15 protein-coding genes are annotated in these 14878 nt (G+C 36.5%); 3 read left to right on the forward strand and 12 right to left on the reverse strand.

The annotated features are described in order from the left end of the window. Positions 1–174: 174 nt before the first annotated feature. Positions 175–435 (forward strand): DUF2624 domain-containing protein, encoded by a 261-nt coding sequence (locus ACOI1C_RS02625; protein WP_422507732.1) that lies wholly within the window; start codon positions 175–177, stop codon positions 433–435. A gap of 10 nt (positions 436–445) precedes the next feature. Here the strand turns inward: ACOI1C_RS02625 and ACOI1C_RS02630 are convergent, their stop codons facing one another. Both ACOI1C_RS02630 and ACOI1C_RS02635 read right to left on the reverse strand, forming a co-directional pair. Beyond that, positions 446–1348, reverse strand: a complete 903-nt coding sequence (locus ACOI1C_RS02630; protein WP_422507734.1) for a deoxyribonuclease IV — start codon at positions 1346–1348, stop codon at positions 446–448. A 32-nt stretch (positions 1349–1380) separates the two neighbouring features. Further along, entirely contained in the window at positions 1381–2691 is a 1311-nt protein-coding gene (locus ACOI1C_RS02635) for a DEAD/DEAH box helicase (RefSeq protein ID WP_422507736.1), read from the reverse strand. Positions 2692–2878: 187 nt separating this feature from the next. On the opposite strand from ACOI1C_RS02635, the gene vrrA reads away from it, so the two are divergent. Both vrrA and ACOI1C_RS02645 read left to right on the forward strand, forming a co-directional pair. Further along, positions 2879–3445 carry a VrrA/YqfQ family protein gene (gene vrrA, locus ACOI1C_RS02640; protein WP_422507738.1) on the forward strand — a complete coding sequence of 189 codons (567 nt, stop codon included), beginning with the start codon at positions 2879–2881 and terminating at the stop codon, positions 3443–3445. Between the two features lie 133 nt (positions 3446–3578). Continuing rightward, complete coding sequence (locus ACOI1C_RS02645) at positions 3579–4520, forward strand: 4-hydroxy-3-methylbut-2-enyl diphosphate reductase (RefSeq protein ID WP_422507740.1); 942 nt, start codon at positions 3579–3581, stop codon at positions 4518–4520. A 21-nt stretch (positions 4521–4541) separates the two neighbouring features. Here ACOI1C_RS02645 and ACOI1C_RS02650 read toward each other — a convergent pair whose 3' ends face one another. The 10 genes from ACOI1C_RS02650 to ACOI1C_RS02695 form a co-directional block, all read right to left on the reverse strand. After that, a complete protein-coding gene (locus ACOI1C_RS02650) occupies positions 4542–5663 on the reverse strand; it encodes a Nif3-like dinuclear metal center hexameric protein (RefSeq protein ID WP_422507742.1) in 1122 nt (373 codons plus the stop codon). A gap of 1 nt (position 5664) precedes the next feature. Beyond that, positions 5665–6375, reverse strand: a complete 711-nt coding sequence (locus tag ACOI1C_RS02655; RefSeq protein WP_422507744.1) for a tRNA (adenine(22)-N(1))-methyltransferase — start codon at positions 6373–6375, stop codon at positions 5665–5667. A 211-nt stretch (positions 6376–6586) separates the two neighbouring features. Beyond that, positions 6587–6943, reverse strand: a complete 357-nt coding sequence (gene cccA / locus ACOI1C_RS02660) for a cytochrome c550 (protein WP_422507746.1) — start codon at positions 6941–6943, stop codon at positions 6587–6589. A gap of 460 nt (positions 6944–7403) precedes the next feature. Continuing rightward, positions 7404–8543, reverse strand: a complete 1140-nt coding sequence (locus ACOI1C_RS02665; RefSeq protein ID WP_422507748.1) for an acyl-CoA dehydrogenase family protein — start codon at positions 8541–8543, stop codon at positions 7404–7406. A gap of 127 nt (positions 8544–8670) precedes the next feature. Further along, positions 8671–9222, reverse strand: a complete 552-nt coding sequence (locus tag ACOI1C_RS02670) for a hypothetical protein (RefSeq protein WP_422507750.1) — start codon at positions 9220–9222, stop codon at positions 8671–8673. A 71-nt stretch (positions 9223–9293) separates the two neighbouring features. Beyond that, complete coding sequence (rpoD, locus tag ACOI1C_RS02675; protein ID WP_422507752.1) at positions 9294–10421, reverse strand: RNA polymerase sigma factor RpoD; 1128 nt, start codon at positions 10419–10421, stop codon at positions 9294–9296. 46 nt (positions 10422–10467) lie between these two features. Next, on the reverse strand, positions 10468–12279 hold the full coding sequence (gene dnaG / locus ACOI1C_RS02680; protein ID WP_422507754.1) for a DNA primase: 1812 nt from the start codon (positions 12277–12279) through the stop codon (positions 10468–10470). A gap of 23 nt (positions 12280–12302) precedes the next feature. After that, positions 12303–12764, reverse strand: coding sequence for a YaiI/YqxD family protein (locus ACOI1C_RS02685; RefSeq protein WP_422507756.1), 462 nt, complete (start codon positions 12762–12764; stop codon positions 12303–12305). Between the two features lie 511 nt (positions 12765–13275). After that, positions 13276–14085, reverse strand: coding sequence for a pyruvate, water dikinase regulatory protein (locus ACOI1C_RS02690; protein ID WP_422507758.1), 810 nt, complete (start codon positions 14083–14085; stop codon positions 13276–13278). A 55-nt stretch (positions 14086–14140) separates the two neighbouring features. Next, on the reverse strand, positions 14141–14779 hold the full coding sequence (locus ACOI1C_RS02695) for a helix-turn-helix transcriptional regulator (RefSeq protein ID WP_422507760.1): 639 nt from the start codon (positions 14777–14779) through the stop codon (positions 14141–14143). Between the last annotated feature and the right edge of the window lie 99 nt (positions 14780–14878).

Genomic DNA, 14878 nt, shown 5'->3' on the forward strand with positions numbered 1-14878 from the left:
GCTTAATAAAAGCTTTTGATTTTTTGTCGTTTTCTTGTGAATACCTTACCCTACCTGCCATATATATGTTACTGACAGCTAATTTCACAAAGAACAAAGAACTGCAAAACTTCTTTGTATGGAACCCATTTGGAATTGAGCCCATATACTGTGAAAGGGAAAGGGAGGTACATCATGAAACTATTGGAGCAAATTGTTAACCAGAGATTAAACCGTTTAACAAAAGATGATTTACTGAGATACTCTAAGCAGCATGACATTACGCTTACTAATCAGCAGGCCGAGAAGATTGTAGGGTTGATTAGAGGGAAGAATATTAATATATTTGACCCAACCGAAAGAGTCAGCTTAATTAAGCAAGTAGCCACTATAACAACACCAACAATCGCTAAAAAAATTAATGAGTTATTTCAAGAATTTACTGGAACAAACTAAAAACGAGAGACTATGCTCTCGTTTTTTCTCTAAAATCTTCCTGCCATTTTTCATTGAATTTCTGGTTTTGCAGCATCTCAATCTCTATTTTATAAGGTGGAAGCTTATCACTTTTATCTTCACCAATATAAGGAGTCTCAAGAATTTTAGGTATATCATAGAGTGATGGATGATGAACGATATAGTTCAGTGCTTCAAACCCGATGTGCCCAAACCCGATGTTCTCGTGTCGATCCTTCTTAGCGCCAAACTCATTTTTACTATCATTTATGTGAAGAACCTTAATGCGGTTGATCCCAATAATCTTATCGAACTCTTCTAGTACACCATCAAAATCATTAACAATATCATAACCAGCATCATGAATGTGACATGTATCTAGGCATATAGATATATTCTCGTTATACTTTACCCCATCAATAATCATAGCTAATTCTTCAAATTTGCTTCCACACTCAGACCCTTTTCCAGCCATTGTTTCCAAGGCAATTTGAACCTGTTGATTGGGTTCAAGGACTTCATTCAGACCTTCGATTATCTTGGCGATTCCTACATCTATACCTGCCCCTACATGTGCACCTGGATGAAGAACGATTTGTCTTGCACCTAGTGCTTCAGTCCGTTCAATTTCAGATCGTAGGAAACGAACTCCTAAATCAAATGTATCTGGATTTTGCGAATTTCCAATATTAATGATATATGGAGCATGTACCACAATATTTTCAATTCCATTTTCTTTCATGTGCAATAATCCCGCTTCTATGTTCAAGTCTTCAATTTTCTTTCTTCTTGTGTTTTGTGGAGCGCCTGTATAGACCATAAATGTATTAGCACCGTAAGAAACAGCTTCTTCACTTGCAGCTAACAGCATTTTTTTCCCACTCATTGAAACGTGTGATCCTAATTTCAACATAAGAGTCCTCTCCTCCTTTGTTTTTTACATTTTTATCGTTTGTTGGAATCTTTTCTTTTCAGTGTTCTTTTATATTTTTCAGTTTCGCCTTGTAGTTTCTTTTTGTAGCCTGGTTTCACTTTACTTGGCTTTTTAATAAAGCTTTTAGCCTTCTTATCAATATCTGAGAGTTCTTTTTTTCGTTCTTTTCTTTTCTCACGAGCACCTAGGTCGATCCATTCTTGGCCCTTTATATCAATGTTCTTGAAGGAAATTCCTAGTTTTTCCAATCTATTTACTGCATCTTCATCCGATGGTTCATAAATCGTGACAGCAACTCCTGATAAACCTGCTCGTGCTGTTCGACCCACTCGGTGAACATAAAAATCTAAATCTGTTGGAATTTCAAAGTTAATAACATGACTAACCCCTTTAATGTCAATTCCTCTAGAGGCTAAATCGGTTGCTACTACATATTGAAACTCTGCATCGTTGATTTGCTTCATCATTTTTTTTCGTTCTCTTGGTGGTAAGTCTCCATGAATAATTCCTACCGTGATTCCATTTTGACTTAATGTATCTGCAATTGTATCTGCCATTTTTTTCGTGTTGGCAAAAATAATGGCTAAATAAGGATTTATCGAACGACACACGTCTACCAATAAACTCGATTTACTTCTATGCTTTAATGGCACTAAATAATGCTCTATTTTCGCAGCTGTTACTTGCTTTGGTTCAACATGAGTAAATTTCGGATTCTTCATATATTTTTTCAAAAACGGTTTCAGTTTCTCTGGAATCGTTGCAGAGAAAACGAGCATCTGAAGGTCTTCCTTCATCTTTGCACAAATCTGATCTACATCTAAAATAAAGCCCATATCAAGCATTAAATCAGCTTCATCAATGACCATGGCATTGGCTGTATAAACTAACAATGCTTGCTCTTTAATCAAATCATTGATACGCCCAGGTGTACCAACAACAATATGTGGTTGAGTTTTTAATCGCTCAATTGTGCGTAGCTTATCTGTCCCACCAATGAAATTCTTTGCAGTTATGGCAGGGTTTAATGAGATGATTTTCTGAACTTCCTCATAAATCTGCTGTGCTAATTCTCTTGTGGGTGCTGTAATAACCATTTGTACTTCTTGTTTTTCTGGGTCAATATTATCAATCAAGGGTAGTAAGAATGCATGTGTTTTACCCGTACCAGTCTGTGATTGACCGATGACACTTTCACCCTTTTGAATAGCAGGAATTAAACGTTCTTGAATTTCTGTCGGCTTGTAAAATTGCAATTGTAATAAAGCATCTATAATAAACTGCTTAAATCCAAATTGCTCAAATAGTGTTGTTTTCTTCATTTATCATTCACCTCATAATGTTTTATACGACTTAGTAAGTGTAACCTATTTTTTCGCATCTTCTTATTATAGTTGAACAGAAGACAGATTTCCATGTATCTTGCCTATTTGTTCTTGTCCTTTCAAACATATTTAAACTCCCTCGCATATTGTATCAATGACAAATTCATTAGAAAGGGGGATAAATATGTTTCCAAGAGGAGCAAGAGTACCGATGGGCCAAATGTATAATATGAGTCGAATTTCACCATTCCAGCCATTTCCCGGAAGCCAAGCACCCATACCAAGTAGAGGTGCCGGAGGTCTATTATCTAAATTTCTTCCTAAACAAGGCGTAATGAATGGCATTCAATCACCCGGGCAAGGAGCCGGCGGCTTTTTATCTAACTTACTTTCAAAGCAAGGAGCGATGAAAGGCATTGGGGCACAAATACCCGGCCAAGGTGCTGGTGGCTTTTTATCAAACTTACTAACAAACCCAGGCGCAGCAAGTGGAATGCTAAATAATATTCAAAAGGCAGTCAATATGGCTAATCAAGTTGCACCTATGGTTCAGCAGTATGGACCAATGGTTAAAAACATCCCATCATTAATCAAACTATATAGAGAATTAGGTTCAAGTGATGATGCAGAAGATAAAAAGGGTGTAGAAGACACTGTTGAGGCAAAGGATGTCCCTGTCTCAATAGATAGCAAAGAAGAAGAAATGCCTAACATAAAAAAGGGAACTTCCAAACCAAAGCTATACATTTAATATAGCTTCTTTTTTGTCACCCTTGTCTTCATACGATATAATAAAAGATAATAGTATTTCATGCTATTATTTTTTTAAATCGATCACATTATCCTTTTATAGATACAAATTGTTAGATCAAGGGGGACCTAATATGGAAGTTATAAAAATTTCTCCAAGGGGTTATTGTTACGGTGTAGTTGATGCAATGGTCATTGCCAGAAATGCTGCGCTTGATAAGAGTTTACCGAGACCTATTTATATTCTTGGCATGATTGTCCACAATAAACATGTCACAGATGCCTTTGAAGAAGAGGGTATCATTACATTGGATGGGCCGAATCGATTAGAAATTCTGAAGCAAGTTGATCACGGAACTGTCATTTTCACTGCACATGGTGTATCACCAGAGGTTAGAAGAATAGCTCAAGAAAAAGGTCTTACTACACTTGACGCAACATGCCCGGATGTTACCGTTACACATGATTTAATTCGTAATAAGAAAGCTGATGGCTATGAATTTATATATATAGGCAAAAAGGGACATCCAGAGCCTGAAGGTGCTGTTGGTATTGCACCTGAAATTGTTCATCTAGTAGAAAACGTTGAAGATGTCATGAACCTGGAGATACATTCCGAAAAATTGATTGTAACCAACCAAACAACAATGAGCCAATGGGACGTTCAAGATATCATAGCGAAGGTTCAGGAAAAATATCCACATGCTGAGGTCCATAGAGAAATATGCCTTGCTACACAAGTTAGACAGGAAGCAGTAGCGGAACAGGCACCGGATGCTGACCTTACCATTGTAGTAGGTGATCCTTTAAGTAATAACTCAAACCGTCTTGCTCAAGTGTCTGAACAAATTGCAGATACGTTGGCCTATCGAATTTCAGACATATCCGAGCTAAAGCTTGAATGGTTACAAGGTGTAAAGAAGGTTGCCGTTACATCTGGTGCCTCAACCCCTACACCTATTACCAAAGAAGTTATAGCCTTCTTAGAACAATACAATCCAGAAGATACCAAAACGTGGGAATTAATTCATGCTGTTCCACTAAATAAAGTATTACCGAAAGTAAAATCAAAATAGCATCCTGCGGGATGCTATTTTTCATCTAAATGTAAATGGATTTGTGTTTGTTTGAGCAGTGAAAACATTAACATTAAACTTTTTTACCACTGCACCCTTTTTAAGTAATGAAGCCACACCGTTCATCATTACCTTTTCCATATGGTGACCGGGGTCCACTATAGATAGTCCTAGTGCCATTGCTTCATGCGCTAAATGATAATAGATGTCTCCACTTACAAACACATCTGCACCTGCAAAATGAGCATGTGGGATATATTTGTTGCCATCCCCACCTAAAACAGCAACTTTTTTAATTTTTTTTGTTAAGTCGCCGACAATTCTAACTCCATCCACATCTAAAGTCTTTTTTACAAATTGCGAAAACTGCTCTAAAGTCATTTCTTCTTTTAAGAATCCCACTCTTCCAAGACCGTGTTCCTTCCCCTTATTATCTAACGGGTATATATCATAAGCAATTTCCTCGTAAGGATGTGCCTGTATCATGTCTCGTATTACTTTACGCTGAAGGCTACTTGGAAAGATGGTTTCGACTCTTACCTCTTCTACATGTTCTAACTTACCCGTTACACCAATAAAAGGATTAGCGCCATCTTCAGGTTTAAAGTTGCCAATCCCCCTACTACTAAACGAACAATGGCTATAATTCCCGATATGACCAGCTCCGGCACTAGCAAGAGCGTTCTTTACTTTTTCAGCATGCGTTTCAGGGACGAACACGACTAATTTCTTAAGCTTTGCTGTTTGGGTGGTAGTCAAAAGCGTTACCTCTTTTAATTCTAGGGCCTCAGCAAGCAAATCGTTCACTCCACCTTCTGTTATATCTAGGTTTGAATGAGCAGAATAAACAGTTATATCATGCTTTAAACATTTTTCAATAATTCTCCCCGTAACAGTGTCCGTTCGAATATGTTTAAGTGGGCGAAAAATTGGAGGATGATGTGATAGGAGGAGATTAACATTTTTCTTTATCGCCTCATCTACCACTTCTTCTAATACATCCAATGTAACCATTACATTATGTATTGATTTATTTAATGTACCAATCTGGAGTCCAAACTTGTCATCTTCAAAAGCAAGAGACATCGGGGAGAATCTTTCGAATATTTCTATAATCTCAAAACCATTAGGCACTTTAGTCACGTTATTTTAATGCCTCCTCAATATATTTAATATATAGGTTGAGCTCTTCCTGCTTTAGATGAATTTCTTTGGTAACACTTGCCACATCTAATTGATTGAGTATTCTAACCCAATTTTCTTTTTCAAGATTCCACTTTTTGATAAAAACAGGATTTTTCTCTTTTAATAAAAGAGGACCAAGTAATAGTTGTTTATTTAATTCATCTTCATCATAAGGTCGCATGGGATTTCCAACTTCTGCAACAAGCACCTCATAGATCTTCTCATCTTCTTCAAGAATGTATTCCTGAATAATACACCACCCATTTTGTAGCAGCCACTTTCTAATTGAAACCGCTGATATATTGGGTTGTAGGATTAATCTTGATACACCTCTTAGTTTCTCTACTCCCTCATCAAGAATGGAGGTAATGAGGGAACCTCCCATTCCACAAATCGTGATCGTATCAATTTCTCCTGGTTGTATAACTTCCAATCCATTCCCCATTCTTACGAGTATGGATGAATCTAAGCCTAATCGACTAACTTGGTTTTTAGCCGTTTGGTAAGGCCCTTCTACAACCTCTCCTGCTACTGCAGAGCTTATTATTCCGTTTAAATAGCAATAAATAGGGAGGTAGGCATGATCTGATCCGATATCTGCCAGCCTTACTCCCTTTGGAACAGCATGAGCTACTTTCTCTAATCGTTTGGATAGCTTTAGTTCATTCATAATCCCACCACTTTCAATCTGTAAAAATAAGTACCACCATCATAATCAATTAGATGGATGGTTACAACTCTTGGTTTTTAGAAAAGCACAATCAACTTTTGTATACTAAGAATACTTTAAAGTTCTGTTTTTTTGACCTTTTTTGACCTTGAGAGGCTAGGGATAGATAACATGAAAAAAAGTCTTTGCTTTCGCAAAGACCTTTACAATATTATTTTTTCTCAGCTAACCATGCTGCTAATGATTTTGCTTGCTCAGCATTTAAGCCCTGTGCAGGCATAGTTCCTTGTCCGTTAAGTATAACTCCTTGGATATGTTCTGCATCATATTCACTACCAATTTTAGCAAGTGCAGGACCAACAACACCTTGCAATTGGTCACCATGACAACCTAAGCAGTTTGCTGCGTATAATTCTTCAGGTGCGGCAGGCGCAGCAGTCTCGCCACCACCTTCTTCACCTTTTGCAATTTCATCCATGTTGTCAACTCCAACGAATGAAATAAGAAACATAAGACCAATGCCTAAAATTGCGATAAGTGCAAATGGTATTAATGGATTACGATTCATGTCCTATTCCTCCTTATGTAATTCAACTATGATTAAAGTAACTAAACTAAAGAACTGAACTAATTGGTTCAACAATGACAATTATACTCATTTGATCGTTAGTAAGGTCTATAAGACCCTTTTAGATTATAATATTACTTTTATTTTATACGAGCAATCTCTATTTTACTTGAAATTCTCCTTAAGTAAAAGACCTAATGTCAAACTAAGAGTGAAATTCACAAAATCGACAAAAAAACTTCATCTTGACGATGAAGTTTTTAGTGTTTTGTTCAGCAGTACCAAAAACGTTAAGAACATTTACTATGCTTGAGGCTACCAAGGTTTTATCTTGATTGTCTAGCTCCAACCTCCCAGCCCGCCTGAGGTCAAATAACTCAAGCAAAAAAGGCAAAGTACGCTTTTATAAATTGAGAAAATTAGCTTTTCGGGATCTACCGGGTCACTTCTTGTTTTCTTGCTAACAACCAATTTCTCTTGCAATTACAATACGCTGTACTTCTGATGTTCCTTCACCGATTTCTAGAAGTTTTGCATCTCTCATGTACCGTTCTACATGATAGTCGCGCATATATCCATTTCCACCGTGAATCTGTACTGCTTGATTGGTTACTTCCATACAGATTTCTGAAGCATACAGCTTACACATGGAGGCTTCAATTGAGAATGGTCTTCCTTGATCCTTTAACCAAGCCGCTTTGTAAACCATATTTCTTGCTAGCTCGATTTTCATGGCCATATCAGCTAGCTTGAACTGAATAACTTGAAATTTCGAAAGAGGTGATCCAAATTGTTTACGTTCCTTTGCATATGCTAATGCCTTTTCATAGGCACCCTGAGCAATCCCTACTGCCATAGCTCCAATTCCAATTCTTCCTCCGTCTAAAGTGACTAGAAATTGCTTGAAACCATCTCCGCGTTTTCCTAAAAGATTCTCCTGTGGTACACGGACATCTTCCATTACTAATTCAGTAGTGTTTGAAGAATGAAGGCCCATTTTTTCATAGTTATCAATAACAGAAAAACCTGGTGCATCTGTTGGAACAATAATTGCACTAATTTCCTTTTTATCTCCGTCTCTACCTGTAATAGCTGTAAGAGCAAGATACTTCGCATAGCTAGCATTTGTTATATAGCACTTGTTCCCATTAATAATATAATCTGAGCCCTCTTCTACAGCTACTGTCTGTGTTCCACCCGCATCTGAACCTGCATTAGGCTCTGTTAATCCAAAAGCACCAAAGGATTCACCTGAACAAATTTCAGGCATGTACTTACTCTTCTGTTCTTCAGTTCCGAACATGGCAATAGGTGCTCCACCCAGTGAAATATGTGCAGAATATGTAATTCCTGTAGAGCCACAGGCACGACTTAACTCTTCAACAACAATGGCAAAACTTATCGTGTCCGCTCCAGATCCACCGTATTCTTCAGGGAATGGTAATCCCATTATTCCTAATCTTCCAAGATTATTGAATATTTCTTTTGGGAACTGCTTCTCTTTATCTCTTTTCTCAGCACCCGGAGCAACCTCTTCGTCTGCAAATTCACGAATCATTTTTTGCAAAAGCTGTTGCTCTGATGTTAAATCGAAGTTCATGATTTCCCCTCCCTGAATGTGTATGCGTTTACATTACTTATTCATTATAAATGAAATTCGGGAATTTTCATAACATTTGTAACCTTTTTTTAATTTTACAAAGCAGTGAGCCTCTCCTCACTGCTAGTTAGAAAATAAAGTATTGTACCGATAAATATCCAAAAAACAAAAGGCTGCCTGCAATCCCTGAATATTTTATCGTTTTCATCTCCATTTTTTTCCCAACAAGGAACCAGAGCAAGCAATGAGAAAGAACGGTTGCTCCTATGACAAAAGAATAATCATCATAAAAATAATCCACCAATTCTATTGAAGTCACAAAAAATAATAAAAAGGCAAAAACAATAAAAAAGGTCTGGTATAAATGATTTTTCTTATGAAAAAACAAGGAAAATGCAACTAAAATAATAATTAAAATGAAATTTAAGCACATTTGCAAACCAAAGGACATTTCAGTAAAATAAAGTGCAAGAAAGGTTATCGGTAACAAAAACAGAAAAAGTACAGGAAGTAAGGCTATAAATCCAGTTATTTTTAAGTTTTTTTTCTTACCTTCAATTTCATGGTTTCCTTCCGAGTAAAGAGTTAATAGGAAATTACAGTATTGTTCTGGGAGTAAACGATTTTTCTTCCAGTACTCAATTTCTTTTAGTATGATTTCTTTTCTTTGTAGATCCATCCTTATCACCTAAGTTCCAAAAAAAATAGCCTACTTCAATTTTAAGAAGTAAACTACTGAATGTAAATACTTTATTCTAAAAAGTCTTTTAAACGCTTGCTTCTGCTTGGATGACGTAGCTTTCTTAGAGCTTTTGCTTCTATTTGGCGGATTCGTTCACGCGTAACACCAAATACTTTTCCTACTTCTTCTAAAGTTCTTGTACGGCCATCATCAAGGCCAAAACGGAGACGCAATACATTTTCTTCACGATCTGTTAAAGTATCCAAAACATCTTCTAACTGCTCTTTAAGCAACTCATAGGCAGCATGTTCAGAAGGAGATGTAGCATCCTGATCTTCTATAAAATCACCAAGATGGGAATCATCCTCCTCACCAATTGGTGTTTCTAATGATACAGGTTCCTGAGCAATCTTTAAAATTTCTCTAACCTTATCAGCTGTTAGATCCATATCTTCGGCAATCTCTTCTGGTAATGGTTCTCTACCAAGGTCTTGAAGAAGCTGACGTTGAACGCGAATGAGCTTGTTTATTGTTTCTACCATATGAACTGGAATACGAATTGTTCTTGCTTGGTCAGCTATAGCTCTTGTAATGGCCTGCCTAATCCACCAAGTTGCATACGTACTGAACTTGAACCCTTTTTCAAAGTCAAACTTCTCAACTGCTTTTATTAAACCCATATTTCCTTCTTGAATTAGATCTAAAAATAGCATTCCACGACCAACGTAACGTTTCGCAATACTAACAACGAGTCGTAAATTGGCTTCAGCCAGGCGGCGTTTTGCTTCTTCGTCACCTTTTTCAATTCGTTTAGCTAATTCAATCTCATCTTCAGCAGATAATAGGTCAACTCGCCCAATTTCTTTTAAATACATTCTGACAGGATCGTTAATCTTCACACCTGGAGGAACACTTAAATCGTTTAAGTCAAACTCCTCATCTTTAGCTAATTGTTGAACGTTAGGGTCCTCTTCACCATCACCAATAATTTCTACACCTTGTTCACCAAGGTGTTCATAATATTCATCCATTTGGTCTGATTCTATTTCAAATCCAGACATCTTTTCTGCGATTTCCTCGTAAGAGAGAACTCCACGCTTCTTCCCTATTTCTACAAGCTGTTCCTTCACTTGGTCAAGGGTTAATTCTTCTGTGTCTGTTACTACATCTTTAGAGTGAGCTGGTTTTTCAGCCATAAGATCCCCTCCTTCCAAATTATTGCGAGGTATTTATACATAAACATTACTTGAGATCTTTTCTCATCTGGATAATTTCCATCTCGATTTGAGCTGCTCTCACAAACTCCTGTCTACGCTCTGCATCTCGCCTCTCGGCTTCCTTTTCCTTTATTTTTACTGCTTTAGGAAAATTCAACACCAGTTTTACGTAATCTGTTAATTCTTGTGGAGATATTTCTTCATTAATAGTAAGCATAGAAATTTCAGATATCATTCGTTGTAGGTCTAATTCCTCTATCCTACTTAGAAAAGCATTCACATTCGGTGAATTCCCCTCTTCATAAAATGCATAAAGATAGGCAGCGATTGCACTATGTTCTTCTATATTAAACAGTTCAAGGAGTGCATTCTGTACTTTATATGCTATATCACTATCCTTTAACATATGAGCAAGCAATAACCGTTCTGCGTTGTGATATGCCGGAAGCATCCTTTTTGGGATTAATGGCCTATTAGATATAGTATTTCTTGATGTAGGCTGGTTATCCCTCTTTTTATATTGCTTATATACCTGAAATTGTTGAGATTTTAATGCTTCTAATGAAATAGAGAATTCCTCAGCAAGTGATCGTAAGTAGTGATCACGTTCAACTGGCTTTTCAAGCTGGGCTATTTCTTTTAAAACCTCATCAATATAAGAAATCCGGTCAGCTTCATCTCGCAAATCCTTACCTTTTCTTAAATACTGCAGCTTAAAAGCCATCACCGTTAAACTTGCCCCTATTACATCGGTTCTAAACTTGGACTCTCCAAATTTATTGATGTAGTCATCAGGATCAAGTCCTTCTGGCATGACTGCAACTCGCACTTCGCACCCAGCAGCCTTGAGCAGGGATGTAGCACGATATGCAGCTTCAATTCCAGCTTTATCGGAATCATAACAAACCGTAACATTGTCTACGTTTCGTCTAATAATCCGAATTTGTTCATCTGTTAAGGCTGTACCCATCGTTGCGATTACATTTGATATGCCTGCACGGTGCAAGGCAATAGCATCCACAAATCCTTCTAAAAGGATAGCCTGTTGTTTTTTCCGGATATGAGACCTTGCTAGATGAAACCCATATAGGGTTTTACTTTTTTGAAAAATTTCTGTTTCTGGACTATTTAAGTATTTGGGCTCACCTGAATCAATAATTCTACCGCTAAATGCCGTAACTTGACCTTGTAAATTCCAAATAGGAAACATAATTCTATTTCGGAATCGATCAAAGTATCGACCTTCTGGATTTCTAATTGAAATTCCTGCACTTTCAAGTAGGTCCAGTGAGAAACCTCTTTTTTGTAAAAAATTTGTAGCAAAGTCCCATGAAGAGGGTGAATAGCCAATTCCGAAGGTATCTATAATTTCTTTTGTAAGTCCTCGATTATTTAAATATTGTAAAGGTTGCTCGCCTTCCTTTGTATTTACCAATAAATGATGGTAAAATTTCTTTAAGAGCTCGTGGGCTTCAATCATTTTCAACTCGTGAGAAGAGTACTTAGACGTAGCAGGCTGGTCATATGATTCTGGAAGTTCAACACTTGCATTTTTGGCAGCATGTTTTATTGCTTCTAAAAATGAAAGACCTTCAATTTCCATTAAAAAAGAGAATATATTCCCACCTGCTCCACAACCAAAGCAGTGATATATTTGTTTCTCGGTTGAAACAGAAAATGATGGTGAATTCTCACCATGAAAAGGGCATAATCCAAAGTAATTTTTCCCTTGTTTCTTCAATTGAACATATTCACTAACAACGTCTACAATGTCTATTGTATTGCGAATCTTTTCGATAATATCTTCAGAAATCCGACTCACCTTTGACAACTCCATTGTTATTATTTCGATATTTAATCCTATTCTCCTTCAAGATTCGACAAAATTTTTTCGAAATTCATTGAAAAATTTCTTCTATCCTCATTAGAGAATGGACTAGGTCCTTTTGAGTGATGACCTTTTCGCCTTTCTTTTGCCGAAAGGTACCTCATGTTTAAAGCCAATCCTATCGTTTCCTCAACAAATTGCCTTCCGCGAGGAGAGATGACGATCATTTCTTTTGCAAGTAACAAGCTTGCAAGACCAATATCTTGGGTAATCACAATGTCATGTCTTTTTGAGTGATTCATGATATACATGTCGACTTCTTCCTTGTTAGAGTCAACATATATCCACTTACCACCAAAGTTGTTTGTCGAAACATGGGCATATGAGGCTACAAAGGTAACATCAAATTGAAGCGAGCTTGCGATATGTAAAATTTCACTTTTAACAGGACATGCATCTGCGTCAACAAATATTTGATAATTTTTTTTCGTCATATTTCTCTATTCTACATCCCTCCAAAAGAATCCTTCTAACAAATACATGTTTTAACTTTCTTACTATTACTGGACATGCTTTTTGTTTAGAAAAGATATTCTTTAAATCGCTTTTTCCACATCATTTAGATTGAAACAACTTGCTATACCATAACAAGAGAAATTCCCCCTGCAAAAGTTATACTGTCTAATTAGACAAAAAAAATACATTTCCTCTTGACAAATGCTCTACAGTTAGTTTATTCGTAAACAGCAAAGTCTAAACCTAAAATCACTCTTTTTTATCAACAATTTTTAATTATATTACAATAAAGGAAATTATGCTATAAAAATGTGCCCAAGAGTTAATTTACTCCAAGGATTTTTGCTAGTTAGATTAGATTGTTCAGTTAAATTGGTAACTATTCAGAAACCTATTTGGAGGAGTGCGGCATTGTAGGAAAACACTAAACTATATAAAATCACATTTTCATATCATACGTAAAAAAACACACTCTAGAGGTGTGCTTTTTTACGTATGATTTGATTGATAAATATTTTGAATGACGTTTGCTGTTTCTTCAACCGCTTTATTGGATACATCAATTACTTTACAACCAATTCTTGTTGCAATCTTTTCAAAGTATTCCAGTTCCTCTTTAATTCTTTCGATATTAGCATAGCTGGCTTCATCATTAAGTCCAAGAGCTTTTAATCTTTCTTTTCGAATATCATTAAGCTTATCAGGGCTAATTTTCAAGCCAAAGCAGCGAGAAGGTTGGACCTTAAATAACTCCTCAGGAGGATCTACTTCTGGAACAATTGGGACATTCGCTACTTTTAGTCGCTTATGTGCTAAGTATTGAGACAATGGTGTTTTTGATGTTCTAGATACACCTATAAGCACAATATCCGCACGCATTATTCCCCTTGGATCTCTTCCATCATCGTATTTAACAGCAAACTCTATTGCTTCTACCTTTTTAAAATAATCTTCATCTAATTTACGTACATTCCCTGGTTCACAAAGCGGCTTAAGACCTGTCGCTTGTTGTAGCTTGTCAATTAACGGTCCGATAATATCGACAGCTTCAACTTTTTCCCTCTTAGCCTCTTCAAGTAAAAAGTGACGCATTTCAGGAATTACGAGAGTAAAAACAATAAGTCCATTATTCAATTTTGCTAGATGAATCACTTCAAGCAACATAGCTTTGTCTTCAATGAAAGGTATTCTACGTAAGTCATTACTTGACGTTTGAAATTGACTTATGGCTGCTTTTACGACTAATTCTGCTGTTTCTCCAATCGAGTCTGACACCACATAGATGATCTGTTTGCTCATCTAAGCCCTCCATCCTATGATTTGTTTTGTTTGAAACTAACAGGTACTTACGTTTTTAAATGACTTCATCATTCCCAAGATCAACAAGCACCTTCGTCATATTTGTCTTCGTAAGTCTACCTACTACCTCAAGGCCCTTTTCTGTTTCTTTAATAATTGGAACAGCATCAATTTGTTTTTCAATTAACTTTAAGGCAATATCAATTAATAAATCTTCTCGTTTGCATACGGTTATGTTCGGCATTCTTGTCATAATGATATTCACTGGTATGCTAGATAGTTCTTGTTTTCCAAGACTGGCACGTAATAGATCCTTTCTAGATAACACACCAACTAGAAGAGATTCCTTATTTACTACGAATATTGTGCCAACATCCTCTAAAAACATTGTACATATCGCGTCATAAACGGATACATTTTCATCAACTACAACAGGAATCGATTGGTATTGCTTCACTTGAATTTTTTTTATTTTTTCAGTAAGTAACTGTGAACCCGTTTTTCCCGTGTAAAAGTAACCTACCCTTGGCCTTGCGTCTAAATATCCTGCCATTGTTAGAATCGCTAAATCAGGTCTTAATGTTGCACGTGTAAGATTCAATCGACTCGCAATATTCTCACCAGTAATTGGACCATTGTCCTTCACAATCTGTAGAATAAACTCTTGCCGTTTATTCAGCTCTATTGGTAACACCACCTTCTAAAAAAGAGAGATCCTAATGTGTTATACTTATTAATTATTATTATATAGTATTTAGCTGAAACTTGGCTACTCAGAACCTTAATAGAAAAA

Source organism: Bacillus sp. DJP31, from assembly GCF_049310945.1.
Taxonomy (GTDB): Bacteria; Bacillota; Bacilli; order Bacillales; family SA4; genus Bacillus_BS.

Bases quoted from the DNA above. Each gene is read 5' to 3' on its own strand.
- vrrA (WP_422507738.1), top strand. From the start codon at position 2,879: ATGTTTCCAAGAGGAGCAAGAGTACCGATGGGCCAAATGTATAATATG.
- ACOI1C_RS02685 (WP_422507756.1), bottom strand. From the start codon at position 12,764: ATGACGAAAAAAAATTATCAAATATTTGTTGACGCAGATGCATGTCCT.
- ACOI1C_RS02655 (WP_422507744.1), bottom strand. From the start codon at position 6,375: ATGAATGAACTAAAGCTATCCAAACGATTAGAGAAAGTAGCTCATGCT.
- ACOI1C_RS02635 (WP_422507736.1), bottom strand. From the start codon at position 2,691: ATGAAGAAAACAACACTATTTGAGCAATTTGGATTTAAGCAGTTTATT.
- cccA (WP_422507746.1), bottom strand. From the start codon at position 6,943: ATGAATCGTAATCCATTAATACCATTTGCACTTATCGCAATTTTAGGC.
- ACOI1C_RS02645 (WP_422507740.1), top strand. From the start codon at position 3,579: ATGGAAGTTATAAAAATTTCTCCAAGGGGTTATTGTTACGGTGTAGTT.
- ACOI1C_RS02665 (WP_422507748.1), bottom strand. From the start codon at position 8,543: ATGAACTTCGATTTAACATCAGAGCAACAGCTTTTGCAAAAAATGATT.
- ACOI1C_RS02690 (WP_422507758.1), bottom strand. From the start codon at position 14,085: ATGAGCAAACAGATCATCTATGTGGTGTCAGACTCGATTGGAGAAACA.
- ACOI1C_RS02670 (WP_422507750.1), bottom strand. From the start codon at position 9,222: ATGGATCTACAAAGAAAAGAAATCATACTAAAAGAAATTGAGTACTGG.
- ACOI1C_RS02625 (WP_422507732.1), top strand. From the start codon at position 175: ATGAAACTATTGGAGCAAATTGTTAACCAGAGATTAAACCGTTTAACA.
- dnaG (WP_422507754.1), bottom strand. From the start codon at position 12,279: ATGGAGTTGTCAAAGGTGAGTCGGATTTCTGAAGATATTATCGAAAAG.
- rpoD (WP_422507752.1), bottom strand. From the start codon at position 10,421: ATGGCTGAAAAACCAGCTCACTCTAAAGATGTAGTAACAGACACAGAA.
- ACOI1C_RS02630 (WP_422507734.1), bottom strand. From the start codon at position 1,348: ATGTTGAAATTAGGATCACACGTTTCAATGAGTGGGAAAAAAATGCTG.